Origin of the sequence: Longibacter salinarum, from assembly GCF_002554795.1 — a bacterium.
Lineage (GTDB): Bacteria > Bacteroidota > Rhodothermia > Rhodothermales > Salinibacteraceae > Longibacter > Longibacter salinarum.
Window position 1 is genome coordinate 1 of the sequence record NZ_PDEQ01000014.1, and the last position, 26,029, is coordinate 26,029.

Annotated in this window: 16 protein-coding genes; 10 read left to right on the forward strand and 6 right to left on the reverse strand. The window is 59.4% G+C overall.

Annotated elements, in window-relative coordinates; translation table 11 throughout:
* The first annotated feature begins 671 nt into the window (after positions 1-671).
* From CRI94_RS17185 to CRI94_RS17215, 7 genes are all read left to right on the forward strand, one after another.
* The gene (locus CRI94_RS17185) at positions 672-1,397 is read left to right on the forward strand and encodes a TetR/AcrR family transcriptional regulator (protein WP_098079223.1); all 726 of its coding nucleotides are present in this window, start codon (positions 672-674) and stop codon (positions 1,395-1,397) included.
* 123 nt (positions 1,398-1,520) lie between these two features.
* A complete protein-coding gene (locus CRI94_RS17190; RefSeq protein ID WP_098079227.1) occupies positions 1,521-3,308 on the forward strand; it encodes a TolC family protein in 1,788 nt (595 codons plus the stop codon).
* A gap of 60 nt (positions 3,309-3,368) precedes the next feature.
* Complete coding sequence (locus CRI94_RS17195) at positions 3,369-4,562, forward strand: efflux RND transporter periplasmic adaptor subunit (RefSeq protein WP_098079230.1); 1,194 nt, start codon at positions 3,369-3,371, stop codon at positions 4,560-4,562.
* A 64-nt stretch (positions 4,563-4,626) separates the two neighbouring features.
* Positions 4,627-8,589 carry an efflux RND transporter permease subunit gene (locus CRI94_RS17200; protein ID WP_098079234.1) on the forward strand — a complete coding sequence of 1,321 codons (3,963 nt, stop codon included), beginning with the start codon at positions 4,627-4,629 and terminating at the stop codon, positions 8,587-8,589.
* A gap of 314 nt (positions 8,590-8,903) precedes the next feature.
* Entirely contained in the window at positions 8,904-9,701 is a 798-nt protein-coding gene (locus CRI94_RS17205) for an aspartyl/asparaginyl beta-hydroxylase domain-containing protein (RefSeq protein ID WP_098079238.1), read from the forward strand.
* A 274-nt stretch (positions 9,702-9,975) separates the two neighbouring features.
* Complete coding sequence (locus tag CRI94_RS17210) at positions 9,976-11,136, forward strand: CNNM domain-containing protein (protein WP_098079242.1); 1,161 nt, start codon at positions 9,976-9,978, stop codon at positions 11,134-11,136.
* A 93-nt stretch (positions 11,137-11,229) separates the two neighbouring features.
* Positions 11,230-12,714, forward strand: a complete 1,485-nt coding sequence (locus CRI94_RS17215; protein WP_098079246.1) for a UDP-N-acetylmuramate--L-alanine ligase — start codon at positions 11,230-11,232, stop codon at positions 12,712-12,714.
* Positions 12,715-12,810: 96 nt separating this feature from the next.
* Here CRI94_RS17215 and CRI94_RS17220 read toward each other — a convergent pair whose 3' ends face one another.
* The 3 genes from CRI94_RS17220 to CRI94_RS17230 form a co-directional block, all read right to left on the reverse strand.
* On the reverse strand, positions 12,811-16,122 hold the full coding sequence (locus CRI94_RS17220; RefSeq protein WP_098079250.1) for a choice-of-anchor D domain-containing protein: 3,312 nt from the start codon (positions 16,120-16,122) through the stop codon (positions 12,811-12,813).
* A gap of 256 nt (positions 16,123-16,378) precedes the next feature.
* On the reverse strand, positions 16,379-16,783 hold the full coding sequence (locus CRI94_RS17225) for a DUF6916 family protein (protein ID WP_098079255.1): 405 nt from the start codon (positions 16,781-16,783) through the stop codon (positions 16,379-16,381).
* Between the two features lie 242 nt (positions 16,784-17,025).
* On the reverse strand, positions 17,026-17,541 hold the full coding sequence (locus tag CRI94_RS17230; RefSeq protein ID WP_098079258.1) for a phage tail protein: 516 nt from the start codon (positions 17,539-17,541) through the stop codon (positions 17,026-17,028).
* 618 nt (positions 17,542-18,159) lie between these two features.
* Between CRI94_RS17230 and CRI94_RS17235 the strand changes: the two genes are divergently transcribed.
* The 3 genes from CRI94_RS17235 (at position 18,160) to CRI94_RS17245 (ending at position 21,653) form a co-directional block, all read left to right on the forward strand.
* Positions 18,160-18,969, forward strand: a complete 810-nt coding sequence (locus CRI94_RS17235) for a helical backbone metal receptor (RefSeq protein ID WP_098079263.1) — start codon at positions 18,160-18,162, stop codon at positions 18,967-18,969.
* A 127-nt stretch (positions 18,970-19,096) separates the two neighbouring features.
* The gene (locus CRI94_RS17240; protein WP_218919421.1) at positions 19,097-20,308 is read left to right on the forward strand and encodes a dipeptidase; all 1,212 of its coding nucleotides are present in this window, start codon (positions 19,097-19,099) and stop codon (positions 20,306-20,308) included.
* A 127-nt stretch (positions 20,309-20,435) separates the two neighbouring features.
* Entirely contained in the window at positions 20,436-21,653 is a 1,218-nt protein-coding gene (locus CRI94_RS17245; protein WP_098079266.1) for a CaiB/BaiF CoA transferase family protein, read from the forward strand.
* A gap of 187 nt (positions 21,654-21,840) precedes the next feature.
* Here CRI94_RS17245 and CRI94_RS17250 read toward each other — a convergent pair whose 3' ends face one another.
* The 3 genes from CRI94_RS17250 to CRI94_RS17260 all read right to left on the reverse strand — a co-directional run bounded on the left by CRI94_RS17250 (position 21,841) and on the right by CRI94_RS17260 (position 25,255).
* The gene (locus tag CRI94_RS17250) at positions 21,841-23,277 is read right to left on the reverse strand and encodes a glycine--tRNA ligase (RefSeq protein WP_098079280.1); all 1,437 of its coding nucleotides are present in this window, start codon (positions 23,275-23,277) and stop codon (positions 21,841-21,843) included.
* 229 nt (positions 23,278-23,506) lie between these two features.
* Positions 23,507-24,544, reverse strand: a complete 1,038-nt coding sequence (locus CRI94_RS17255) for a hypothetical protein (RefSeq protein WP_143815474.1) — start codon at positions 24,542-24,544, stop codon at positions 23,507-23,509.
* Between the two features lie 114 nt (positions 24,545-24,658).
* Positions 24,659-25,255: a ribonuclease HII gene (locus CRI94_RS17260; protein WP_098079273.1), complete on the reverse strand. Its 597-nt coding sequence runs from the start codon at positions 25,253-25,255 to the stop codon at positions 24,659-24,661.
* Positions 25,256-26,029: the final 774 nt, after the last annotated feature.

Below are 26,029 nucleotides of genomic sequence, written 5' to 3' on the forward strand. Positions count from 1 at the left end.
GGACCTCCTCGGTCATCTCGATCTGAACATCAAAGCCCTCGTGCTGTAGGGATATCTGCGGCATCGTCGTACGGTTGTCGGTTGATGACGTGGTTGTCTCTCGTCCGACAGAAAGCGGCGATGTCGCATTTTGTTTTGCACCGGTCGCCTCCCTGCCGAACAGGGCACGTCTCACGGGACCGACATGCTACCGGAAGTTTGAATGTGGGAGAGGGCGAAAGGGAATCTGATAATTCGTTGCACACCCTCCCTTTCCGATCCCTAATCCTCAACCCCTAGCTACCGGTCCGTCTTGAGTTTAACCCGGAAGGTCTCCGTATGTCATTGAGAAACGGACCTCGCGCGTCTCATGCGTTGCGGAAACGAGGCGTTATCGTCGGACATGACGCACTCTCACACTCTCATACCCAGATACTCCCATGCATTTCGGAGCAACCGCGCTGGGGAATGCTGAAATGACACACGCCCTGATAAAAGCGTCCGGTAGGTAGCCTTAATCCTTCATTCCCAATCCTCAATTCGCATTTCGCCTTCCGCACGACTCTCAACACAATCTTCCCACCAAGCCTGAATCTCACGTCACCCCATGACGTAGGCGTCATCGATTGACTAGCGAGTCACCTCATGACTACGTAGTCACTTTGTTACACTTGCACAACCCCTGCGTCTGAATGTCATCCTCCACCTCCCGCGAGTTGTCCCGTCGTGAGCGGGAACGCCAGATGCGTCGGCGCGCCATGCTGGACGCCGCCCAGTCGGTTTTTGCTGAGAAAGGATATGCCCGGGCGACGCTCGATGAGATCGCCGAGCGTGCCGAATTCGGCAAAGGCACGATCTACAACTACTTCGAAGGCGGTAAGGAAGACATCCTGTACGCCATCTTCGACAAGACGTATCAGGAGATCACGAAGATTATCTCCGAAACATTTGCGACGGATGATGGCGAGCGTACGCTTCGAGATCGCTACCACGACCTCGTGGTCCGCGGCTTCGAATTCTATAGCAACCGGGAGGATATCCTGATTATCCTCCAAAAGGAAGCGTACCGCATGGGATTCAGCGACGATACGGACCGCGCCCGGTGGTTTCATGAGTGGCACGAACGAATCTTGTCCGCTGCCTGCCCGGCGATTGAGGGGGCGATCGAAACCGGAGAAATCCGAGATCTCCCGGCCACCGCCGTCGCACACATGCTGATCAAGAACCTCGACAACCTGCTCGTCCACCGCTCCCTCGCCCGGCGGAGCCATGAGACACTCGACGAATGCACGTCTGCCGTCAGCCTGCATGACGATCCCAACGCAGCTGCCGAATTCCTCACGTCGATGCTCTTCGATGGTCTCGTCACACACGACGCCCCCCCCCTCCCGGCTCCGCCTCCTGAACGCTCTACGTGAATCTTCTCCAGAGTTCGGCCACGTCCTCAATACCTGTGTAACTTCGGCGCGTTCGTGCTCGTGACGAGGTCAACTCCGCGATTTCCGATCGGTCTCCTTCTTCCACTGTTTCGTCTCACCTGCATGCACCGCCTCCGACCCTTTCGCTTGCTGCTGACTGCGACAACCGTTCTCCTCGGTGTTGTTCTGCTGAGTATTTCGCCGCCAGCCCATGCGCAGAACACAACGGACGCCTCTGACGACGTGCTCTGGGTCCGCCAGGACCCGCTGGGAAGCGAACCCTCAGCAAAGGGCCCGCGGCTCAGCGACGAAAACGCAGATGTTATCGCGGCTCGCCTTGCCCGTCAGGTCATCCGCTCCTCTGCTCCGGACACCACGGAGCGCGACCGGGTCTACACCGACGGCGAACAGCAGACGCTGACACTCCGGGATGCCGTGCGGATCGCGCTGAAGGAGAACTACGACCTGCGCGACGCTGAGCTCGATGTGCAGGACGCTCGGGCGCAGGTCAAAGAGGCACGCGGCTCGGTCTTCCCCCGAGTCGATGTTAACGGTAGCTACACCCGTAACGTCGTTCAGGCCAACCCCTTCGCCGGCAGCGACGTCTCCTCCATTTTCGGCGGCGGCGCTCAAAGCGACTGGGTGGCATTCAACGAGCGCCGACGGACCGACGGCGACCCGTCGACCGAGCCAATTACGATCGATGAGTTTCGCGAGCGGCAACAAGAGGCCCGCGAAGCCGCCGGCGTCAACTTCGCAGACTCAAGCAACCCTTTCGGCGTCGACAATGAATTCCTCGGCTCCGTGCAGCTCACGCAGACGCTCTATGACAAGAGTGCCTTTTCCGCCCTCCGCGGGGCACAGCAATTTCAGGACGTGAGCCGTCGCGGTCTGGATCGAAGGGTGCAGACGGTTGCGAATGATGTCTACGAAGCGTTCTATGCCGCCCTCCTCGCGAAAGAACAGGTCCGTGTCCTACGCCAGCGCACCGAGCGCACCGAAGAAACACTGCAGGAAGTTTCTGCTCGCGTCCGCCGCGGTGTCGCCCCCAAACTCCAGCGCATGAGCACGGAGGTCGAGCTGTCCAACCTTCGCACCGAGCTGATCCAGGCAGAAAACGATGCCGGCCTCGCCCTCGACCAACTCAAGGTGACACTTGGGCTTTCGGTCGACGCGGACATTCAACTGAATGGAGAGCTGGAAACAGATTCTCAGGACCTGTTCATCAATACCTCCACGCAGGCGGCCATTTCGCAGGCGGTCGAGCAACGTGCCGACTTGAAGCGAGCGCAACTGGCCATCGAGCTTCGTGAGATTCAGCAGGAAACCATCGAGGCAGAGTACTACCCGCAACTCGAAGCGGTGGCCACGTTCAGTTACAGCGGGCGCGTTCCCGACAACCGGGAGCAAATTCTGACGGACCCGAACGATCCATTTTTCTACGACACGCTCGAGCGCGACTTTTTCGATGACTCGTACTGGAATCCGACGCTGACCGCCGGTCTGCGCATGTCGTGGAACGTGTTTAATGGCTTTCAGACCTCCGCCCGGATGGAGCAGCAGGATGTCGCGATTCATCGCGCGCAGCTTCAACACGACCAGCTACGCCAATCCATCGAACTGGAGGTATCCTCGGCCCTTCGTCGTCTCCAGACGGCGCGCCGCCGGATTCAGAGCCAGCGCCAGACCGTGGATAACGCCGAGACGAACTATCGACACACCGAGCGCCGACTCGCAGAGGGCGTCTCCAGCCCACTCGAACTGCGTGATGCATCTGATCAGCTTGACCGCAGCCGCTTGAATTACCTGCAGGCCGTCTACGATTACCTCGTCGCCCGAAGCGACTTCGAGACAGCCGTCGGCATGCCGCTTACGCCGGCTACCGACAACTACCAGATGACCGCCCGCTAACGCCCCGCACACACCTCTGTGCCCGACTTTCGACCTTTCGACCGTCTCCCCTTCGCACCAATGTATAAACGACTCTTCCCGCTCTTCCTCATTCCCGCTGCGCTATTCCTCACGGTGAGCATGGCTGGCTGTAGCGACAGCGAGGTTTCCGCCGGCTCGCGAGGCGAAGAGACACCCACCTCTTCCCTGACCCGTGTCGAGACGCTGGAAATGCAGGTGAGCTCGTTCGAAGATGTCATCACGTTGACCGGGAGCGTTGAAGCGCTGAATGACGCAACGCTTTCGGCTCAGGCTTCGGGTACGATCACGCAACTCGTGGATCGCGGAACGCAGGTGGCCGCCGGGGCACGGATCGCACAGATCGACCCGCGTGAGGAGCAAGCGTCTCTTGATCAACTGCAGGCTCAGTTCAACCTCGCCGAGGACCGCCTCGAACGACAGCGTCCGCTCTATCAGGATTCCATCATCTCTGCGATCGAGTTCGAACAGATCCAGGCCGAGTACAACCGCACGAAAGCAGCACTCGAAGAGGCACGGCAGCGTGTCGACAAAACACGTATCACGACGCCCTTTGCCGGAAGCGTGGAAGAACGCTTCGTCGAAAGAGGGGAGCAGGTTTCCCCCGGGACTCCGATTGCCCGCGTCGTTGGAACCAATCGTGTCCGCGTCCGCGCCGGCGTCCCTGAGCGCTATGCCAACGATATCCAACAGGGTACATCCGTTACGCTCGACTTCCGTCGTTACGGCGCCGGGGTTCGAAAATCGACGGTCACGTTCACGGGTCAGGCCATCTCGCCGGACACCCGAACCTTCCCAATCGAGGTCGAACTTGACAATAGCAACGGACGCCTGAAGCCGGAGATGGTCGCCAGCGTCCGTGTGACGCGCTCGACGTTCGACGATGCCCTCGTCGTCCCGCGCACGGCCGTCGTCCGCGATGAACTTGGTACACACCTGTACCTGGCGTCCGCGATGGACAGTGTTCACGTCGTCGAGAAACGAGACATTGTCCTCGGCCCGAGTTACGGCGAGAAAGCTGTCGTTCAGTCCGGACTCGAGACGGGCGAATCCGTCATCGTGGTCGGACAGAACAACGTCGCGCCGGGTGACACCGTCAATGTGACACAGACGTACACCACGCTGGACGCCGCCGGTCTACCGTACGAAGGCCCCGACACCGAAGGCTTTGGGTCTCCCGAGATGGACAGCGCCGAACCGGACGTGACGGAGGACGCGCCGGCCCAGACGCCATAGGTATCGCCCCCACCGCTGAACCCACTGCTGTACGCACCGAGGCCTAACCAAGAAGGCATCTCCCATGAGCATCACCGACATCGCCATCAAATACCGCACATCTGTCGTCGTCCTGACGCTGCTGCTGGTCTTTGGTGGTCTCTACAGCTACGTCAGCCTTCCGAAAGAGGCACAGCCCTCGATCGAGTTTCCGACGATCGTCGTGACGACGATCTACCCGGGCGCCAGCCCCGATGACGTCGAGTCCGTCGTGACGCAGGTCGTCGAGCAGGAGATCAGCAGCATCAATGGGATCGAGGAACTGCGCTCGATCTCAACGGAGGGCGTATCCACAATCGTGATCGAGTTTACGCCGGATGTGGAGGTCTCCGAGGCCAGCCAGAAGGTCCGGGAAAAGGTCGATATCGCCAAGGCGGATCTGCCCGAAGATACGGAGGAGCCGCTGATCAACGAAATCGACACGTCGGAATTTCCGATTTTGTCCGTCAACCTTGCTGCGGAATACTCTCTAGCGCGCCTGAAGCAGGTCGCTGAAGATGTCCAGGACGACATTGAGGGCATCCCGAGCGTGCTCGAAGCGACACTGATCGGGGGTCTGGAGCGTGAGGTCCAGGTGGATGTCGATCTGCGCGCCCTGCAGGGGTACGGACTGTCGTTCAACGACCTCATCAACACGATCCGTGCGGAGAACGCAAACCTCCCCGGCGGCTCGATCGACGTCGATCGACTGAACTACCTCGTGCGGGTGGACGGTCAATTCGACAACCCGGAGCGGGAAATCGCCGATCTCGTCGTGCGGTCCGATGGGAACAGCAGCGTCCACGTTCGCGACGTGGCCGACGTCACGTTTGGATTCAAGGATCAGGAAACCTATGCGCGCCTCAAAGTCCTGAAGGAGGAACGGGACGAAGGCGGGCTGCGGCAGGTGAATGACCTCGATGCCGACATGCTGCAGGTCATCACGCTGAACGTGAAGAAGCGCTCGGGCGACAACATTCTCGAAACGTCCGAAGAAGTCAAAGCGCTCCTCGATGACTACGCGTTTCCGAGCGGCACACAGGTCACCATCACAGGCGACCAGAGCGAGAACGTCCGCACCCTGGTGAAGGACCTGGAGAACAACATTATCAGCGGTCTGATCTTCGTCGTCGCCGTGCTGCTCTTCTTCCTCGGCGTCCGAAACGCGACGCTCGTCGGCATCGCGATTCCGCTCTCGATGTTCGTCACCTTCCTGGTCTTCCAGGCGCTCGGCTACACTCTTAACTTCATCATTCTCTTCTCGCTCATCATCGCGCTCGGCATGCTGGTCGACAACGCGGTGGTCATTGTGGAGAACATCTACAGGTTTAAGGAGAACGGGTATTCGAACTTCGAGGCCGCCCGGCTGGGTACGGCCGAGGTGGGCGGCGCCGTCGTGGCGTCGACCGCAACGACGGTCGCTGCGTTCGCGCCGATGCTATTCTGGCCCGGCATCATCGGTGAGTTCATGAGCTACCTGCCGCTCACGCTGATCATCACGCTGCTCAGTTCTCTCTTCGTCGCGATCATCATCAACCCGGTGATCACCGGTATCTTTGTCCGGGTCGAGGGGGAAGAGCCGGAAAACAAGCGTACCATTCCGAAAACAGCGAAGTGGGTTGGAGCGGGTGCCATCGTTCTGCTTGGCTTGCTCTTGGGGCTCGCCAACTGGAAGACCCTCGTCGTGATTCTGGTTGGCATTCCCCTTCTGTACTTCCTCCATACCCGCGTCTTCAAGCCGATGGGCGATCGGTTTGTCCAGACAGGACTACCCCGGCTCATCGCGATGTACCGGGACTTCCTCAAAAACATGCTGGCGCGCGATTACTCGGTCCGGTACGCGATGTGGCGCAATGTGACGGCCCTTGCGAGCTTCACCCTCGGACTGCTTATGTCGATCGCCGGTCTGGCTCTGAGTGGCGTCGGGCCGCAAATATCTGGCATCCCGTTTGGAGCGGCAGCGCTCGTGCTTCTCGTGCCGGGTGGGATTTTGCTCCTCATCGGCATCGTCGGCGTCATCCTCCATGCGTTCGAGGCCGTGTTTCTCGGTGGACGAACGAGCGTGAAAGCCGGACTCGTGTTTGCCGTCCTCATGGCAACGATCCTCGGCCTAATCTATGTCAGCCCGCGCCCGCTCGATGCGATCACGATGGCGGAAATGATGATTGCGCCTATCCTGATCGTTATTGTCGGTAGCCTCGGAGCCATCCTCAACGCGGATGGTCCTCTCATCGCCACGGACAACCGCACGAAGCTGTTATCCGGGGCGATCGCAACCCTGCTGCTCATTCTGGGCATGTATCAGCTTGCGCCCACCGGATTCGAATTTTTCCCGACGACGGACCCTAACCTGATCCAGGTGACGCTGGATGCACCGCTCGGCACGAACGTCGAATCCTCCAATCGGGTCGCCATGGAGGCGCGCCAGCGGGTCGAGGATCTGCTGCGCACCGACGAAGCCGCTCGCGAGAACGTCAAGAATCTGAACGTCAATGTCGGGATCGGCGGCGACTCGCAGTTCGGCGGTGGTGCCAACCGGGCCGAACGGTCGCGACTCACGCTGAACATGGTCGACTACGCAGACCGCGCAGAGTCCTCCGCCTCCACGCTGAAGCGCCTTCGCGATGAGCTCGCGGGACTTCCCGGCGTCGACATCGACTTCAGTCAGGATGAAAACGGACCGCCGACCGGCCCGCCCGTCAACATCGAAATCTCCGGCCCGGAGTTCGGCACCATCAAGGACATCAGTGAGACGATTAAACAGCGTCTGGAGAAGGGCGTGCAGATGGGCAAGCTCGATGGTCTCGTGGATATTCGGGACGACCTCAACACCGGCCGTCCGGAGCTGGCCGTCGAGATCGATCGGGAGCGGGCCGCGCAGTTTGGTCTCTCCACGTCCGCGATCGGGCAAACCGTGCGAGCGGCGATCAACGGAACGGAAGCGAGCCAGTATCGCGACGGCGAGGACGAGTACGACATCACCGTACGACTGCGCGAAGCCGACCGGCAGAGCCTTGAGAGCCTGAAGGAACTCACCGTTCGAAACACCCGCGGACAGGAAGTGCCGCTCGTCTCCGTCGCCTCCTTCGATGAGGGCACGGGCTTCGGCTCCATCACGCGCCTCGACCAGTCGCGTGTGGTGACCGTTCAGGGCGACGCTGCCCCGGGAGCCAACGCGAACGAGGTACTCGGACGCGTCCGCACCTACCTTGAGGATTACCGCATGAATGAGTTGCCGAGTGGGTATTCGCTCAAATATACCGGCGAGAACGAGGACATGAACGAAAGCTTCGGCTTTTTGACCGTTGCCCTCCTAATCGGCGTGGCTCTGATCTCGATGGTGCTGATTGCCCAATTCAATTCCGTCTCCGCCCCGTTCATCATCATGGTCGCGGTCGGACTCAGCCTGATCGGTGTGCTCCTCGGACTCATCCTTACGCGTACGCCGTTCGGTCTCATGACCTTTATTGGCCTCATCTCGCTGGCCGGAATCGTCGTGAACAACTCAATCGTGCTAGTTGACTACGTCATGCAACTCCGAAATCAGGGTCTGGAGAAGCAGCATGCTATTATCGAAGGCGGTGCGACGCGTCTTCGTCCCGTTCTCCTCACGGCCTTGACGACCATTCTCGGACTGATTCCCCTCACGTTTGGCATCAACATCGACTTCGTCGGCCTCATCACGGACTTTGCTCCCAACTTCCAATTTGGATCCGAGAACACGCAGTTCTGGGGCCCAATGGGCACGGCGATCATTTCCGGCCTCACGTTTGGGACGTTTCTCACGCTCGTGATCGTGCCAGTCATGTACTCGGCCTTCGATTCGCTCGGTGTACACCTCGCGCTCGCATTCGGTGGTTCGCCCTCCGGCGGAGCCATCACCACAGACGCAGTGGCAGGTACGGGCGAACTCGCTATGAGTGGCGGGAATGGCGTCTCCTCCACGCAACCGACTGGCGACGGCTCCGGCTTCAATCCCGTTAAGCGGGACGACAGCCGACACGATTAGCCAGACATGGCGTCCTGCGCATCTTGAGCTGTGACTCTCCCAGTGGATGGGGAAAGGTGCACCAGGACGCCTTTTCGTCTCTGCTGAACGTAGGATCCGCCGGTCCTTACCTCCTACGTGTAGCTCTAGCTATTGCATCCGCCGTACCCGCCATTTAGGTTGTCTGAGTCGGATTACAAAACAATAGCGTGATGCATTTCACTTTTTGTTTGTGGAATGATCAATTAACTTAGGGTCTCGTATCCATCTCCTCCCCCCGCGACGATACCGTCGGCACGCATCTCACGTTCTCTTGCAGTCATTCTCCCGCGGTAATGAACCACGACAATACGCTGCAAAACTCCGAGTTCGTCGATCGCAAGGACAGTCTCTCGAAAAAGCTCCGCTACGGTGCTATTCATGCACTCGACTGGGTCTACGGTCGGGCTTCCCTCGTAGGTGATATGCCGATCCACGACAACAGCACGTTTCCGTGGGCTCGCGACCTGGAGAAGGAGTGGACGACGATCCGCGATGAGGTCGAACCTCTCCTCAAGCACCGTGACGCGCTTCCAAGTTTTCACGACATCGCCGAGGACGCGTCCACCATTTCCCAGGACGACATGTGGAAAACGTTCTTCCTCTACGGATACGGCGAAAAGGCTGAAGAAAACTGCAAACGCTGCCCGCGCACGACGGAGCTCGTTGAACAAATCCCGGGCATGACCACGGCCTTCTTTTCCATTTTGTCGCCCGGGAAGCACATCCCCGCTCACCGTGGCCCGTACAAGGGCGTCTTGCGCTATCACCTCGGCCTGAAGGTCCCGGAGCCGGCCAAGAAATGCCGTATTCGCGTCGATGACCAAATCGCGCACTGGAACGAAGGTGAGAGTCTCATCTTCGACGACACGTACAATCACGAAGTGTGGAACGAGACGACTGGAGAACGCGCGATCCTCTTCGTCGACTTTAAGCGGCCGATGTCGACGCCCATTTCGCAGATCAACGACCTCGTCATGGAGCTTCTCCGACGCACATCTGTCGTTCAAGAGGCCCGAAAGAATCAGGCACATTGGAACGAACGCCTCGAACAGGCCGAGCAAGGGGCAGAATCGGAAACGGTCGAACCATGACAACCTGTTTGGCGGACAGCCTCCGGCATCCTCACGGATACGGACCTCCCGACGGAGCCTGAGCGCACGTTGTCGCAATCGAACGACGGAACGACTGACGCATACGTGACGACCTCAGAATGAATCGTTGTGGCCGGCATTACAGCAGATAGAAAGAAACTCCGCACGGGCTCCCTGCATTGTCTTTCTTGATCTAAAGACAGTACTTCCGGCTCGGTTCTGCAACGCTGTCGTTCCGGACTCGATCTTGCTCAGCATCCCCCTACCCCGCTGAATGGCCTTACTGCTCGTATACGTTGCGCTAGCGCTCGGCGTGTCATTCCTGTGCTCTGTGATGGAAGCAGTCATCCTGAGCGTAACCCCCTCGTACGTGGCCGCTCTTGGCCGAGAGGAGGACAGCTGGGTCGGTGAACGCCTTCAGGCCATGAAGGAAGACATCGACCGGCCTCTTGCGGCGATCTTGAGCCTAAACACGATCGCCCATACCGTCGGTGCTGCAGGAGCGGGTGCACAGGCCGCCGTGGTATTTGGTGAAGCCTACACCGGGGTGATCGCAGCCATCCTCACGCTGCTTATTCTCGTGCTGTCGGAGATTATTCCGAAGACGCTGGGCGCCGTGTACTGGAGGCAACTTGCACCGGTCGTGGTGCGCGTGCTCGCCCCCACGATCATAGCCATGAAACCACTCGTTCTGCTGTCGAAAGGCATCACGTACCTGCTGTCACAGGACGAGGAGCAGACGTCGTTCAGCCGGGAGGAATTCACGGCGATGGCAGAGATCGGCGAAGAAGAAGGGGTCTTCGAGGAAAAAGAGTCTCGCATCCTCAGAAACCTGTTCCGCTTCAACTCGCTGCGCGTCCGTGATGTCATGACACCGCGGACGGTCGTGTTCGACCTTCCGGAGGAAAAAACGATCGGAGACGTGGTCTCAGAACACGACGAGTTTCGTTTCTCGCGGATTCCGGTGTACAACGCCAACCGGGATGACATCACGGGCTACGTTCTGAAGGACGAGATGCTTCTCCTCGCCGCACAAGAGGAAATGGACGTGCAGCTACGAGAGTTGTCTCGCGAGATTCTGGTCGTCCGCGAAACGCTGCCATTGCCCGACCTGCTGGAGCGTCTCCTGGATCGCCTCGAGCACATCGCTCTGGTCGTCGACGAGTACGGCGGCATGGCGGGTATCGTCTCGATGGAGGATGTCGTGGAAACACTTCTCGGCATGGAAATCGTCGACGAGGCCGATTCGGTCGAAGACATGCAGGCGCTCGCACGCCAACAGTGGTTCAAGCGGGCGAAGGATCTCGGCATGGTCCCGGACGAAGTTCTCGATCCGGACAAAGACACAGAGGCCATCCTGCGCTACTCGATCACGGGAGGCCAACCGCCCCCGGACACGTCTGAATCCCCGTCTTCTTCCGAAGAGGCGTCGTAAACACGAAAGGCACGTCCGTTTCTGTCGTGCCTGAACTCACGTCTCACGTCGGCATCTCTCGCTACGTTCACGCCCTACCTCCTCCCCTGCGCAATGCGGTCCATTCATAGCTTTCCGGATGCGGAGCTTCGCACCTTCGACCGTCCGGATCTGCCGCCTGCCGACGAGCTCGACAACGTTTACCTGATCGGCATCTGCGGAACGGGAATGGGGGCTCTCGCTGGTCTCTTCAAGGAAGCGGGTTGCAGCGTGCGAGGCTCCGACGAGTCGGTGTACCCGCCCATGAGCACGCATCTGGCGGAGCGCAACATCGAGGTCATGGAGGGCTACGATCCGGCTCACCTCGATCCGGCCCCCGACCTCGTGGTTGTGGGAAATGCATGCACCCCGACCCATCCCGAGGCGGCTGCAGCACGCGAACGCGGGCTCGTTCAGGCCTCGTTTCCAGAGGCTCTGTCACACTACTTCCTACAGCACGAGCGTCGCCGCTCCCTCGTCGTCGCCGGAACGCACGGCAAGACGACAACGACCGGACTGCTGATTCACGTCCTCCAGTCGGCCGACGCCGATCCGGGCTTCCTCGTCGGGGGTGTCATGCAGAACACGGGTCGTTCGTACGCGCTCGGCTCCGACCAGCCCTTTGTGGTCGAGGGCGACGAGTATGATAGCGCCTACTTCGACAAACAGCCCAAGATGATGCACTACGTGCCGGATCGGGCCATCATCACGTCGATGGAGTTCGACCACGCCGACATCTACGAGGACGAGACCGATTACCGTTCGGCCTTCGAAGCATTCGCCGGAACGCTGGACCCACGCGATGGCATCCTGGTTCTCTGCGGCGACGACCCCGACGTACGCGCACTGGCGAATCACACCGATGCGCGTACCCGGACGTACGGCCTCAGCGACGGAAACGATATCTCCGCCCGCGATATCTCCGTCACGGAAAACGGTATCTCGTTCACCCTGACGATGGGCGGACTGGCGCGGGGATCCTACACGCTGCCGATGCACGGACGCCATAACCTACAGAATGCTCTCGCCGTCGCGACCCTGGCTTTTACCGAGGGATGCTCTCCCGCGCAGATCGCGGAAGGTTTCGCCTCGTGGGAAGGCATGAAGCGCCGCCAGGAGGTTCGCGGCGAAGTGGGTGGCGTCCTCGTGCTCGACGACTTCGCGCACCATCCCACGGCCGTACGCGCGACGATCGACGGGATTCGTGCTGCGTACCCGAACCGTCGCCTCGTCGCTATCTTCGAGCCGCGATCAAACTCAAGTCGACGGAAGGTCTTTGAGCAGGCGTACGGAGACGCATTCGCCTCCGCAGACGTCGCCTATCTGAAAGCCCCACCCGTGCGGCACAACGACGACGCCGATGCGATGCTCGACCCCGAGGCCGTCGTCCGCCGCATCGAGCACCACGATGTACCGGCGCACGCCTTTGACAACACCGATGCGTTGCTCCACGAACTTGAACAGGCGCTACAATCCAATGACCTGGCGCTCATCATGAGCAACGGCAGCTTTGATGGCCTTCACGAGCGGCTGCTCAAGGCCCTGCGCGAACGAACATAAACACCTCCCCATCGCCACTGCGACAAAAAACGCCCCGCCCGGTCTCAGCCCGGCGGGGCGTTTTCATTTACAGCACGGGAATCAGACACGAGTGCACTAGCGAACGACCGTGATCTTTGTCGTTCGAACCTGTCCTCCGGCCGTCAGGCGCAGGAAGTACATGCCCGTGGCAAGGCCACTCGCATCGAGCGTCGTCTTCTGTCGCCCCGTACCGGACACGGCCATCGACCGCACCTCACGCCCCAGGAGGTCGTATAGCACGAGTTGTGCGTCGTTGGCGTCGGCCGGCACCGCAAAACGTACGGTTGCGCGGCTCCGCGTCGGATTCGGGTACGTACCGAGGAGCTCGAGCTTGTCCGCAGCTGCCAGTTCGACGGAAACCGGCTCCGTGACGCTTTCGCCTCCATCGACATCGACTTGACGCAGGCGGTACGCGACCGATTTCGCCTCGTACGGAAGCGTATCGTCCGTGAAGCGGTACGATTGCCGCTCGCTCGTCGTCCCGGCGCCTTCGACCCGCGAGATCGACGTCCACGTAGCGGAGTCACCGAGTCGCCGCTGCACGTCGAAGCCGGCGTTGTTCGTCTCCGTCAGCGTCGCCCACTGCAGCTCGACGTCTCCACTCGACGGCGTCGCCTCGAATCCGGCCATCTCCACCGGCAGTGGAGCCGACGCATTCGACAGCGGAAGACCGCTGAAGGTGGACTGGCTCTGTCCGTTCACGCTGGCGACCTGTGCGCCGGAGAGCGTCAGATCAGCCGGAGCGTCCAGGAAGAATCGAACGTCCGAAGCATCTGCGTCCGTCTCCACGTCAATGGCCAGGATAACGTATGTCGCGTTCGTCGACACCGGCGCACTGAAGCCGGAGAAGTCGATGGTTGCCGGCGCACTCGTGTTGTCGATCGACACGGTCGCCAGTTCGGTATCCGATCCGACCTCGAGCGTTTGGTCCGCGGACGCAAAGAGGCGGGCGGCGGAAATGTCCGGCACACCCGGATTGTCGTTCGTGATACTGACAGCATCGAACGAAGCACCCGCACTGGATGCCGACAGTTCGAAGATGCCGACGACGTTGTTGTTCGTCCCCGACGACACGTCGGCCGTCAGATCCAGGCCGGCAGAGGAACCATCCGTAATGGCGAGGTCCGCGGCAGCGGTCGTGAAGGTCTGCGTGCCGCCGCGCGTCGTTCCGCCATCATTGCTGGCAATTACCTCGAAGGTGTACTCCGTGTCCGGAAGCAACCCGCTGACACTGGCGCTTGCGTCCTGGTCGCCGGTTCCTGTGAGCGGGCTCTGATCCGCCGTGATCGTGGTCGCCGAACTCGCACCATCCGCCGTCGCGTAGTAATCGAACGATACAGTGGTCGAGACGCCCTCCGGGTCAACAGTTCCGTTCAGTGTAGCGCTGGTTTCCGTCACCGAGCTCGCGGCGTTCGTCGTCGCCGCGGCCGGGACGGCCTGGCCGGTCCCCGCAACCGTCACATCGTACGGATTCTCATCGGGGTCATTATTGGAGACGCTGATGCTGAACGAGCGGGCACCGGTCCCACTCGGTGTAAACTGCACCTCGAGCTGCACCTGATCATTCGGAGCGACCGTGTTAGTCGACGGAGAACTCGTAACCTGAAAGTCGCTCGACCCGGATGACGAGATCCCGGAGATGGTGAGGTCCGCACTTCCGTTGTTCTCAACTGTAAACGTCTGCGTTGCGGTCGCACCGAGATCGACGGAGCCAAAGTCGAAACTTCCCCCATCGGCAATCGCCGTCCGTGAGGGGCTCGTTTCTGCGAACACATCGGCTTCCGGTACGCCTGCCGTCGCAAAGCTGAGCTCTCCACCACGCGTTGTGCCCTCGTCCGTCGTCGAGATCACCTCAAAGGTGTACTGAGTGTTCGGCGACAGACCGGCAAGATCGGCCGTAACGGCCGTTCCGGAGGCACTGGTCACCGTGTTAGGCGTGGCGTTCACCGACGTGGACGATCCAGATCCGGCAGCAGTCTCATAGTACTCGAAGGTAATCGTTGCATCCGGACCGCCGCCCGTGCCCACCGTGCCGTTCAATGTCGCTGCGGAGGACGTAACGCCAGATACAGCGTTCGTCGTCGCCACGGGAGCTTCAGTGGCGTCATCAATCGTGATCGTGATACTCTGAGACGTGACGTTGTTTTTGATCTCACCGTCGTTGGCCGTCACTTCCACGATGTACTCGTTATTGCTATTGTCGTCGGATGGACGCTCAAAATCGAGTGCCGCATCAAGTGAAAGCTCTCCGGTGGTCGTGTTGATGCTGAAAAAGGCCGCGTCTGCGCCGCCTGAAATACTGTAGCTAGAGATACCGCCGTCGCTGCTTCCACCATCCTCAGCATCGACGTTCAGGACCGTCCCCGTCGTATTCTCTGTGACGGATGCTGCACTGGCAGACGTGAAGACTGGCGCGAGGTTATCGACCGTCACGTTCACGGTGATGTTGTCCGTGCCGCCATTACCATCGGAGACCTGAATCTCGAAACTGTCCGAGCCCGAGTAGTTCGCGTTCGGCTCGTAGGTGACGCCGGATGGCTGCACGCCGCTGCCACTCGCCGCGGTGGTCGGGAATCCTGATAGCGTGCCGTTTGCCGGGCCACTCACCACGCTCCACTCCAGCGTCTGTCCACTGTCGCTGTCGTCGACCTCCAGCTGCGTGCTCACACTCGTCGCCGAGGCGTCTTCATCCACCGTGAGACTCGTCGAGGCGCCGCTCGCGAATACAGGGTCGCTGTTTACCGGCGCCGCGGCGGTTTCCTCAAAAAAGAACTCGTCAACGAACACATCGGCATAGCCAATTCCGCCTCGGTCGTCAAACGTCACCGTAAGCTCCGCTTGTTCAATCCCCGACGGGGCGACGATCCCCGTCTTCTCGACCTGCTCCCAGGCATTGGTTGCTGGACTGCTCTCCCCCAGCGTGACCGGCGCGCCTACATTCGCCCCGCTTCCATCCTGCCATTGAAGCGTGATCACGATCGCATCAGGGCTCCCACTCGCTACGTTTGCTACATACGTCTCAAATCGATACGTCGCCCCGCTACTCAGGCCCGGGATGGTGTAAAACATCGGTTTATCGCCTTTGGACCTCGCCCAGAAGTATCCGTTTGCGTCATCCGTAGGCTCATCGGCAACGGTGTTCGTCCCCGGATCCGACGTCGGTTGTTCACCGGGGATATTGGGTTTCCCGCAAAGGATTTCGGTTGTGTTCCAGGCATCGGCAATGCTATTCCCACTCACGCAGTCCGGACCGGATTCATCTAGACTGGAGGGCTGGGTAATCAGGTTCTGGGCATGCGCAGAGGGTGCCGCGCCCCCAAACAAAAGGACACCCATCACCATGAGGAGGAGAAATCGAGAAAACCGATACATCGTAGCTTGAGGCATATGGTTCGTTAAATCAGGGCGGAGAAAACAATCAAACAGGATGAGGTAGCCGTACCTTCACGTGCTCGCGGTTAGACGCAGATGAAAACGAGTGCAACCAAAATAAGACACACAGCTAGTTATATCAAAACGCTGACGCATAAACGAGAAACAATCAGGGGAACTTCTGCACCCTAAATCAAACCTCACTCTTGCGGATGCCTCTCTCATAACGTGGCGCCAGCTACTACATGCGTGCCCCCATACCGATCACCGGTCATTCGTCGTCGCCTTCAGGCGTCGGTGCCTCCTCTATGGATGCATCTGCCTGCTTCTTCAGATGGCCGACGGTCACTTGATACTGAAACGTCCCCTGCGTCATTGCCATGATCGGGATCAATGTGAGAGCCATTGGCTCGCCTTCATCGACAGGTTCAACCTTGTAAAGGCCTTCCGGAAACTCGTCGGCAGCATCCGCGACAAAAATAGCACTGAAACCTTCGACGTAATCCGAGTCGATCTTGTCGATGTGGTCGAGCGTAATCTCGACCGTGTGCTCTTCATCAATGTGAACGAGATAGGTGCTTCCCTCTTTGCCGTCAAGTTCGTGGTGCTCAACCTTTCGTGAGAGCACATCTTTGCCAACGAGTTGATCAATGTAAGCGTGTGACGAGCGATCCATAGTTGTTACTGTTCGTTTGGGACGGGGAGATGCTCAGCCGCCGTGACCGGCCGGTCGATCGTGCCGCATTGAGGGTGGGACCGATGGCCGGACGAGGCGCACTGATATAGGAATGAACGGAATGCGTCGAATGACATGACGACGCCCTCCACATACAATACCGCTTTATGTAGTCAGCTGGACGTCAGCACGCTGAACCAACCTATCTGGGCGTTTGGCTATACGTGCCTGGTGCCAGGCAATTACGAACGCGGCGGGAACAGCCCCTGAATGCAGATGATGTAGTTCATGCCCAGCGACGGCTGAATATTCCGGTGAGGCTGATTCCCTCCCGTTTGCGAGATGGAATTTGCATTCATCGGGGTATTCGGAGACTCGGCGCTGTACGAACTATCCGATGCCGGCCCCCACGTATGACCACCTGGAGACGTCTGCCCTTCCCCCCGACCTTGGTACGCAACGGGATTGTGGCCGTGTGATGGCATATTTAAAACCGTCAGCGGGACTTCTTCTTCCCCGAATTTTTGGCCGGTGCGACGAGTGGTGAGGCCCGGCCCCGTCCCTGTTCCTACAGGAACTCGACCCCGCAGATCGGGAAGCGCAAAGGTCGTTTGGCCATTTCCACCGTACTGCGTGCCGAGAATGGCAAAAAGTGCAGAGTTAGAGGAAATTGAGAGGAGCTGCCCCTGGCAGAAGGCCCAGTTCACAGGCGCATAGTTCCCCGCGAACATGAGTATTTGTCCGATATAGAATTCCATTTTGAATCCGGTTGGTTACTGAATAGAATACGCCTCATCACCAAGACGTATTAAGATGAGTTGAGCAGGGTGATGATGGGTTGTTCGTCGTACCACTTCAAGATAAACCCAAAAACTCTGACTACATTTTTAGAACGCAGTCCATCACGACAACAGGTTATGATGGTAGAAGATATCTATATCCTGATGTAGTAATGTCCCTAACAAAGATTCAACTACCTCCACTGATCGGACGCATCAGATCAGATGGGCATTTGTCATCCCTTGCAATTCGTATATACAGAAGGTCTTCAACCTCAAGTCGAGTCCATACAGAATCAGGGTTGACTTCTTTTCCACTCCATTTATCCATACGAAGAATCTCCGCATAGTCTATCAGTGGATCAGAGCAGAAAGAAAAATCTTCGAGACGCTTGCTTCGGTACCCTGGTCTCAAGGCCGATATACGCGGCGCAGACAAGAAAAAAGTGTACACATCGCTGCTTGAGACACAAATTGTGAATGTTTTATGCAGGCACAAAAAAGCGCAGCCTGTTTCTCACCGCGGAACCCGTAATCGTGCCGATACTTCTGGATAATGGAAATACATCTCCAGATCTGATCCTATGTCTTTGTCGTATGCTCGCCGCTTTCTTCAGCGAAACCGACCAAGCTGGCCGCCGCATTCGCCTCCCTGACCGACCGAAGCGAATCGTGTCACTCGTGCCGTCTATCACCGAGTTGCTCTACGACCTCAAACTCGGAGAGAGAGTCGCGGGCATCACGCGATTCTGTGAGCGCCCGGGGCACTGGCGCGACGAGAAAGTGATCGTCGGTGGCACGAAGAACGTCAAACAGGACACCATCGCGGAGTTGGAACCCGACCTCGTTCTCGCGAACCTGGAGGAGAACGAACAAGAGGACGTGGAAGCTATCAACGCTCCGGTGTACGTGACGGACATCGAGACCATACCTGACGCCGTCGATATGATTCGAACCGTGGGGCAACTGACGGATACGGTCGAGGCCGCTCAAGTCATGGCGGATACCATCGCCGAGCGATTCGCTTCCCTCCAGCCGCCCGCTACGATCCGCGCCGCGTACCTGATCTGGTGCGAGCCCTACATGAGCGTCGGCCACGACACGTTTATCCACGACGTGATGACCCGCGCCGGCTTCGAAAATGTATTCGCCGAGGCGACGCGCTACCCGGAGGTCTCCATTTCTGAAATCGCCGAGGCGAATCCCGACGTCGTTCTCTGCTCCAGCGAACCGTTCCCGTTTCACCAAAAAGAGAGGTTCACCCAGGACATCCGGGAGGCGATCCCCGACACGCCGGTCGAAATCGTGGACGGTCAGCTCTTTTCGTGGTACGGGTCGCGACTTCTGGACGCACCCGACTATCTCCGTGATCTGATTCGCCGTCTGGACGAGAAGATATCCGTTTAATACGACGAACGCGCGGGTCGTAACGGGATCTGATCTCCTGCTTGACGACGGGACGGAATGGTGCGTATCATGAAGCGCTGTTCGTGCGCACTCTTTTCCACGGCCCTGCCCACTCCCCATTTGCCTCATGCCTGACGTGTCCACGTCGTCTTCCCTTCTCCTCCTCGCCTCCGGATTTCTTCTCTTGATGGCCGTTGGCTGCGAAAGAAACGCCTCCGTCAACCCCGATCGGGAGCTTCGGAGCCGCGCGGACTCGCTCGTTCAGGCACACGTCATCGTCGACGGCCACGTCGACTTGCCGTACCGACTCATGCGCTACCGGCAAAACGTCGGTGACTCGACGCTCGGCGACTTCGATTACCCGAGAGCGCGATCTGGCGGCCTGGATGCCCCGTTCATGTCCATCTACATTCCGGTCGAACTGCAGGACTCCGCGGGAGCGGCAAAAGCACGCGCGGATTCGCTCATCAACCTTGTCGAGGACATCGAAGCGACGAACCCGGACAAGTTCGAAATTGCGAGAACCCCGGACGATGTCGAGCGCATCGCCGCAGAAAACAAGATCGCGCTACCGATGGGCATGGAGAACGGCGCCGGTCTGGAAGACGATCTGTCGAACGTGGAATACTTCTACGACCGCGGCATCCGCTACATCACGCTAACGCATGCCACGCACAACCGAATCGGCGATGCGTCCTACGATACAACCGATGCACGTTGGGGTGGCCTCAGTCCGTTCGGACGCGACGTCGTCGGCGAAATGAACCGCCTCGGAATCATGGTCGACGTTTCGCACGTCACGGACTCGACTGCGTACGACGTCCTGGACGTGAGCACCAAACCCGTCATTGCCTCCCATTCCTCCTGCCGCCACTTCACGCCGGACTGGGAGCGCAACCTGTCCGACGATCTCATCAAGGCAATCGCCGACAATGGCGGTGTCGTGATGATCAATTTCGGGTCGTCCTTCCTCAAGACCGAATATCAGGACGCCAATGACCCGGTTCAGGAGAAAATCCAGGCGCACCTGGAGGAGCAAGGCTGGGCCGAGGACGATCCGCGTGCGGTCGCGTACTACGACAGTGTCCGGAGCGCGAATCCCGTCGGCACCGTGACGGATGTGGCGGATCACATCGACCATGTCGTCAATATCGCGGGGATCGACCACGTCGGCCTGGGATCGGACTACGACGGCGTCTTCTCCCTTCCGCGCGGCCTCCAGGATGCATCGACCTACCCGAATCTGGTGGAAGAGCTTCTCCGTCGACAGTATTCGGACGAGGACATCGCGAAGATCCTCGGCGGCAACGCCCTGCGCGTCTGGCGAGAAAATAAATGATTGTGGATGGTTAATTGTGGGTTGTAGATCGGACGAACACCGAACATGGATGCCAATGATCTAGCATCCAAGCCCCCGCTCGCAGCCACATCGAGCGACTTTCGCACGTCCACACTTCCATACTTTCATGCGTTCATACCCCGTCGTCGTGCTGTCCGATCTCCTCGTTGTCGAACTCGCGTCCGTCCTGGCCGGGCCCTCCGTCGGACAGTTCTTTGCCGAACTCGGCGCGACGGTCATCAAGGTCGAAAATCCCCGGACGAAGGGTGACGTGACGCGGCGGTGGACGGCGCCGAATCGGGAGGCGGACGAGACGGATGACCGATCCGCGTACTTTTGCTGCTGCAACCACGGCAAGCAGTCCGTTGCGATCGATCTGTCAACCCAGACGGGCCGCGACCTCATGCACCGGCTCGCATCGGGCGCTGACATGGTGCTGTCGAGCTTCCGCCCGGGCACGGCCGAACAACTGGGGGCGGATGCCGACACGCTTCGACGCCTCAATCCGGAACTGATTGTTGGGCAGATCACCGGGTACGGCGACAATGACCCGCGTCCCGGATACGACGCGGTCATTCAGTCAGAAGCGGGCTTCACGTACATGAACGGTCAGCCGGACGGCCCGCCGACGAAACTGCCCGTCGCGCTGATGGACGTTCTGGCTGCGCACCAGCTGAAGGAGGGCCTGCTCGTGAAGCTGATCGAGCGAATGCAGACTGGACACGGTGGCGTGGTCACGGTGTCGCTCCTTCAGGCGGCCGTCTCCGCACTCGTGAACCAGGCCACCAACTACCTCGTCGCCGGCCACGTCCCGGAGCGCATGGGGTCGGCCCACCCGAACATCGTACCCTACGGCACGCTGTATCCGACGGCGGGAGGCGACCGGATCGTACTCGCCGTCGGCACGGACCGGCAGTTTCGCAGCCTGTGCGAGATCCTCGGACTTGATGATGTCGCGAAGAACCCGAAGTACGCGACGAATGCCGCCCGCGTCGAAAACCGTAACTCCCTGGACGAACTCCTGCGCCCAAGACTCGCGGAAATGAAGACCGAACGGGTGCTTGCGGACCTGGAGGAGGCGAACGTCCCCGCAGGACAGGTCCGATCGATGCCGCAGGTCTTCGAGCAAGAATCAGCACGGGAAATGACCATCGCCCCAGACGGTCACCCCGCCGGGCTCCGGCAGGTCGCTTTTCCAACGCGGGAGACCGCTGGCCCGCTTTCTCCACCCCCGCACTACGCCGAGCACACGCAGAGCGTACTGCACGACCGGCTCGGTCTCTCCCACGACGACCTCGCCACGTTGGCCGACGATCAGGTCATCGATGTTCATTCGTCCGGATAAAGGAGGGTGGCGGTACGGAGGAATCACGTCTTTCACGGAAGCACCAACAAACAAAACTGGACGGCCAGCCCGAAAGGCCGACCGTCCAGCAGACTGCATGCGTCTAAGGTAGTGCGAAGTGGGTTCTACAAACGAAGGAGTGGACCTTCACACTTCCACACCTTCACACGTCCACACCTCCCTGCCTCTACCGTGTCCAGTTGCGGGACTTGTCGAAGATGTAGGTCGCAAGCTGATCGATGGCGACGCGGTCCTGCTCCATCGAGTCGCGATCGCGGACCGTGACAGTGTTGTCTTCCTTCGTGTCGAAGTCGACCGTGATGCAGAACGGCGTGCCGGCCTCGTCCATGCGACGATAGCGTTTGCCCATGGAGCCGCGCTCGTCGTACTTCACGTTGAAGTGCTTGCGCAGGTCGTTTTCGATCTCGTGCGCGATTTCCGGCAGGCCTTCTTTCTTGACCAGCGGGAAGATCGCTGCCCGGATCGGGGCGATCTCCGGGTGGAACCGGAGCACCGACCGCGTGTCGCCGCGCACTTCCTCCTCATAGTACGCATCGCAGAGCAGCATCAGCACCGTGCGATCAAGGCCGACGGATGTCTCAACAACGTACGGAATGTATTTCTCCTGCTCGAACGGATCGTAGTACGTCAGATTCTTGCCCGAGTACTCGGCGTGACGCTGTAGGTCGAAGTCCGTGCGGGAGTGAATGCCCTCAAGCTCCTTCCAGCCGATCGGGAAGTTGTACTGAATGTCGTACGCCTGATCCGCGTAGTGGGACAGCTGTTCGTGCTCGTGATACCGCAGATTGTCCGGGTCAATGCCGAGGCTCTTGTGCCACTCCATCCGCTCGGCCTTCCACCGCTCGAAGTGCTCGTCCTGCGTCCCCGGCTTCACGAAGTACTGCATCTCCATCTGTTCGAATTCGCGCATCCGGAAGACGAATTGCCGGGCGACGATCTCATTCCGGAACGCCTTGCCAATCTGGGCGATGCCGAACGGGACGTGCTGACGCGTCGGCTCCTGCACATTGCGGAAATTGACGAAAATGCCCTGAGCAGTTTCCGGGCGAAGGAAAAGCTTCGACCCCTCCTCCTTAAGCGGACCCATGTGGGTCTCGAACATCAGGTTGAACTGGCGCACCTCCGTCCAGTCGAACGCACCCGAGTCCGGAGCCCGGATCTCTTCCTCCATGATGATGGCGTGGAGCGCCTCGGGCATATCATCGCCCGCGTTCAGCGCTTCCACGAGACGTTCGTGCACATCAGCCGCCTGCTCCTCCTCTCCCTCTTCGCGGAGGCCGCGGATGTGGTCCTCAATGAGCTCGTCGGCGCGGTACCGGTTGCCGCTCGCCTTGTCATCAATCAGCGGATCATTGAACGCCTCCGTATGCCCAGACGCCTCCCACGTCTTCGGATGCATCAGGATGGCCGCGTCGAGGCCCTCGATGTCACCGTTCTGGTAGACCATCGACTGCCACCAGTGCTCCTTTACGTTCCGCTTCAGCTCAACACCCAGCGGTCCGTAATCGTACGTGGCACTCAGCCCGCCGTAAATCTCGGACGACTGAAAGATGATGCCTCGCTGCTTGCAGAGGGAAACGATCTTATCGAAAAGCTCGCTCATGATGCGGTCCTTGGTCACTGGTCATCGAACGGAGACGGTCGTGGTCCTGCGTCAGAGATGGACACCGTGAAGACGGGCCGCACCGAAGAACCACGAACCGGTAGCAAGGAAAGCTAGCCACCGTTTTCGCTGAATGCAACGCGTCGCCTTGAAAAGCGAATGACGTTGCGGCACCGCGAGGCCCTGAGGGGGGCTCAATCATACGATACGTCATGAAGCGAACACCGGATTACGCCTCCTCGTCTGGCGCTCGAACATCCCGGCCCGGCGAATTTCGCTTGCCATTCGACGCCTCGCCCGTCTCCGGTTCGGCCGACCGGCCGGTCGAGGCCAGCGTATTTGATGATTGTGAACGGCGACGGTCGGAAGGTGAAGCCTCTTCGGCCGCACCCGCAAGCTCTTCCTCAGCGATCTCATCGACGGGATAGCGCGCTGCGTTCACAAATTTCCACGGGTCTTCGCCGCCAAACGTCCGCTGCTCCTCGTCGACGTAGTCGCTCGGCAGGTGCGCCTTCCGCTCTGCCGATAGCCACCAGCGCCCCGTAATACTGTCGATGCTTCCCTCCGCCGCGAACGTCTCAGAGAATCGGCGAAAGAGCGCGGGGACCTGCTCGTAGAGGTTTCCGCTAGCGAGCGGCAGCTTCTCCCCGTTGAAGAGCCAGTGTTGCGTCGAGTCAACGTTGACCATGACGGACATCGCGTACGCCGGCAGGTCAGGCAGCGTCGCATCAGTGGACGCATCGACCTCTTCGACGAGAAGAATTTCATCGAACCGGTCCCATGCCAGCGCCTCGGTCATCTCGGGCGTGAGAATGTCGAAGCCGCAATAGAGATCGTAGCGCCCCTTTCCTCGTCTCTGCTGCGGGACGTCCAGAGTGCGAACACCACGCACGTACGTCCACGGCAAATGAATCGTAGTCTCCCGTTGGATTTCCTCTGAGGGCATAAGTGTGATCCCGCGAGGGTCGATCCTCACCAGCTCCTCCCCATCTCGCGCGTGTGTCGCTCGAGCCGACTGGTACCGCTTCCACAGCACCAGATAAGCGACCGCGACACCGACGATAGCACCGGCGACGTAGAACGGCGTCCCGAGAAATTGCATGTCGAAGAGGACGCCGAACAGAACGATGACGCACGCAGAGGCAATTTCGATGTACGACATGACCCGGGCGAACGCTCCGGACACGCGGGCCTCCAGAACGGGTCCGTCATGGTCCTGGAATGAATCGCGCCAGGCGTCATCGATGGAATCCATTGCGGGCGACATAAACGATGCAATCGGTCAAAAAGATACGCAACGGTGCTCTACGGAAAAGTCATGGCTCCGTTGCCGGCGGTTCGTCGAGGCGACACGACCTAGAACACCCAGTGCGTGCTCGTCCTACGCCGACCGCTTCAGTTTGAAGCTCTGGCGATGAAAGGACGTGATGCCATGCTGCGCGATCGCCTTGTAGTGCTGCTTCGTCGGATACCCGACGTTCGACTCCCATCCATATTCCGGATGCTCCGAGGCGAGCGTCCGCATCATCCGGTCCCGCTCGGTCTTCGCGATAATGGACGCAGCTGCGATCGACTGGCTCGTCGCGTCGCCCTTGACCACCGTCTCGTACGGCCACGCCGAGTTCTCAATCCAGCGGTTGCCGTCAACCAAGAGGTACTCCGCACCCGGCGACAGGTTGTTGGTCGCGCGCCGCATCGCCTCCAGGGACGCGTGGAGAATGTTGAGTTCGTCGATCTCCTGCGGCGAACAGATGCCCACCTCGACGGCCAGCGCCTGTTCCTCAATCTGCTCGCGCGCCTGATCCCGCTTCGTTTCAGACAGCGACTTACTATCCTGAATCGCTGGAATTTCGATGTCACGCGGGAGAATCACAGCTGCGGCAACAACAGGTCCAGCCAGACATCCTCGGCCCGCTTCGTCTAGGCCTGCAACATACTGATATCCGGAGGTCCAGAGACGGCGTTCGTGCTCGAGCATGGGTGGGGGCGTTGGGGGGAAGAGACATCGATATCCGGCGTCAGAATCACGCCATCCAGCCCCGAAGGTAGGCATTCCCTCGTACGATTCCGAACCCCCAACGGATTACTCACACGGAGCACAGGTATTGAAGTGTTGAAGTGTGAGAAGCTGTTAAGGTCTCCACGTTTGAACGTTGGGCGTCGGGATGACTCTGGATTGGAGAAGGTTGTCGATTGTGGATGGTCGATGGGATTTGAGAAGCGACGTACAGCATCTACCCCAACGACGGCGCACGATCCAACCCAAACCTGTTTGGCAGACAGCCTTCGGCCATCCGACGGTACGGACCTCCCGCCGGTCGGCCCTCGCGATGCTTGCTCGCGTGCTTGTAACACGAGGCCTGGTTGATTTCGCGCACTGTGCCTACTGCGTCATTGCGAAAAAAATCTAACAATCGGCATGAGTGCCTACGCTCACGTTTTTAAGATGCATCCGTCAACCAGGTTATCAGCCATTAACAATAGACCATGAACCTGCCCAATGACCAACATCCACGTTTTCAGTTGAACGATTCTGGGCAAATTAGAAATGCCCAACGCATCAACGTTCAAACGCCCCAACGCCAATACGTCCACACCTCAATACCTTAACACGTTAACACTTTCAGAAGCTGTTTGGCGGATCGATTCGAACCGGGCCATTCAACAGAAAAGCGCCGGTCCTCGTCTTATGAGTGAAGCAGACTCGCTCACAAGACCGACTCAGAGCGATGGACCGAACCTATCCCTCTGA

Coding starts and splice junctions, on each gene's coding strand:
- CRI94_RS17195 (WP_098079230.1), top strand. CDS start 3,369: ATGTATAAACGACTCTTCCCGCTCTTCCTCATTCCCGCTGCGCTATTC.
- CRI94_RS17210 (WP_098079242.1), top strand. CDS start 9,976: ATGGCCTTACTGCTCGTATACGTTGCGCTAGCGCTCGGCGTGTCATTC.
- CRI94_RS17260 (WP_098079273.1), bottom strand. CDS start 25,255: ATGCTCGAGCACGAACGCCGTCTCTGGACCTCCGGATATCAGTATGTT.
- CRI94_RS17220 (WP_098079250.1), bottom strand. CDS start 16,122: ATGCCTCAAGCTACGATGTATCGGTTTTCTCGATTTCTCCTCCTCATG.
- CRI94_RS17185 (WP_098079223.1), top strand. CDS start 672: ATGTCATCCTCCACCTCCCGCGAGTTGTCCCGTCGTGAGCGGGAACGC.
- CRI94_RS17230 (WP_098079258.1), bottom strand. CDS start 17,541: ATGGAATTCTATATCGGACAAATACTCATGTTCGCGGGGAACTATGCG.
- CRI94_RS17215 (WP_098079246.1), top strand. CDS start 11,230: ATGCGGTCCATTCATAGCTTTCCGGATGCGGAGCTTCGCACCTTCGAC.
- CRI94_RS17255 (WP_143815474.1), bottom strand. CDS start 24,544: ATGTCGCCCGCAATGGATTCCATCGATGACGCCTGGCGCGATTCATTC.
- CRI94_RS17240 (WP_218919421.1), top strand. CDS start 19,097: ATGCCTGACGTGTCCACGTCGTCTTCCCTTCTCCTCCTCGCCTCCGGA.
- CRI94_RS17190 (WP_098079227.1), top strand. CDS start 1,521: ATGCACCGCCTCCGACCCTTTCGCTTGCTGCTGACTGCGACAACCGTT.
- CRI94_RS17235 (WP_098079263.1), top strand. CDS start 18,160: ATGCTCGCCGCTTTCTTCAGCGAAACCGACCAAGCTGGCCGCCGCATT.
- CRI94_RS17250 (WP_098079280.1), bottom strand. CDS start 23,277: ATGAGCGAGCTTTTCGATAAGATCGTTTCCCTCTGCAAGCAGCGAGGC.
- CRI94_RS17200 (WP_098079234.1), top strand. CDS start 4,627: ATGAGCATCACCGACATCGCCATCAAATACCGCACATCTGTCGTCGTC.
- CRI94_RS17245 (WP_098079266.1), top strand. CDS start 20,436: ATGCGTTCATACCCCGTCGTCGTGCTGTCCGATCTCCTCGTTGTCGAA.
- CRI94_RS17205 (WP_098079238.1), top strand. CDS start 8,904: ATGAACCACGACAATACGCTGCAAAACTCCGAGTTCGTCGATCGCAAG.
- CRI94_RS17225 (WP_098079255.1), bottom strand. CDS start 16,783: ATGGATCGCTCGTCACACGCTTACATTGATCAACTCGTTGGCAAAGAT.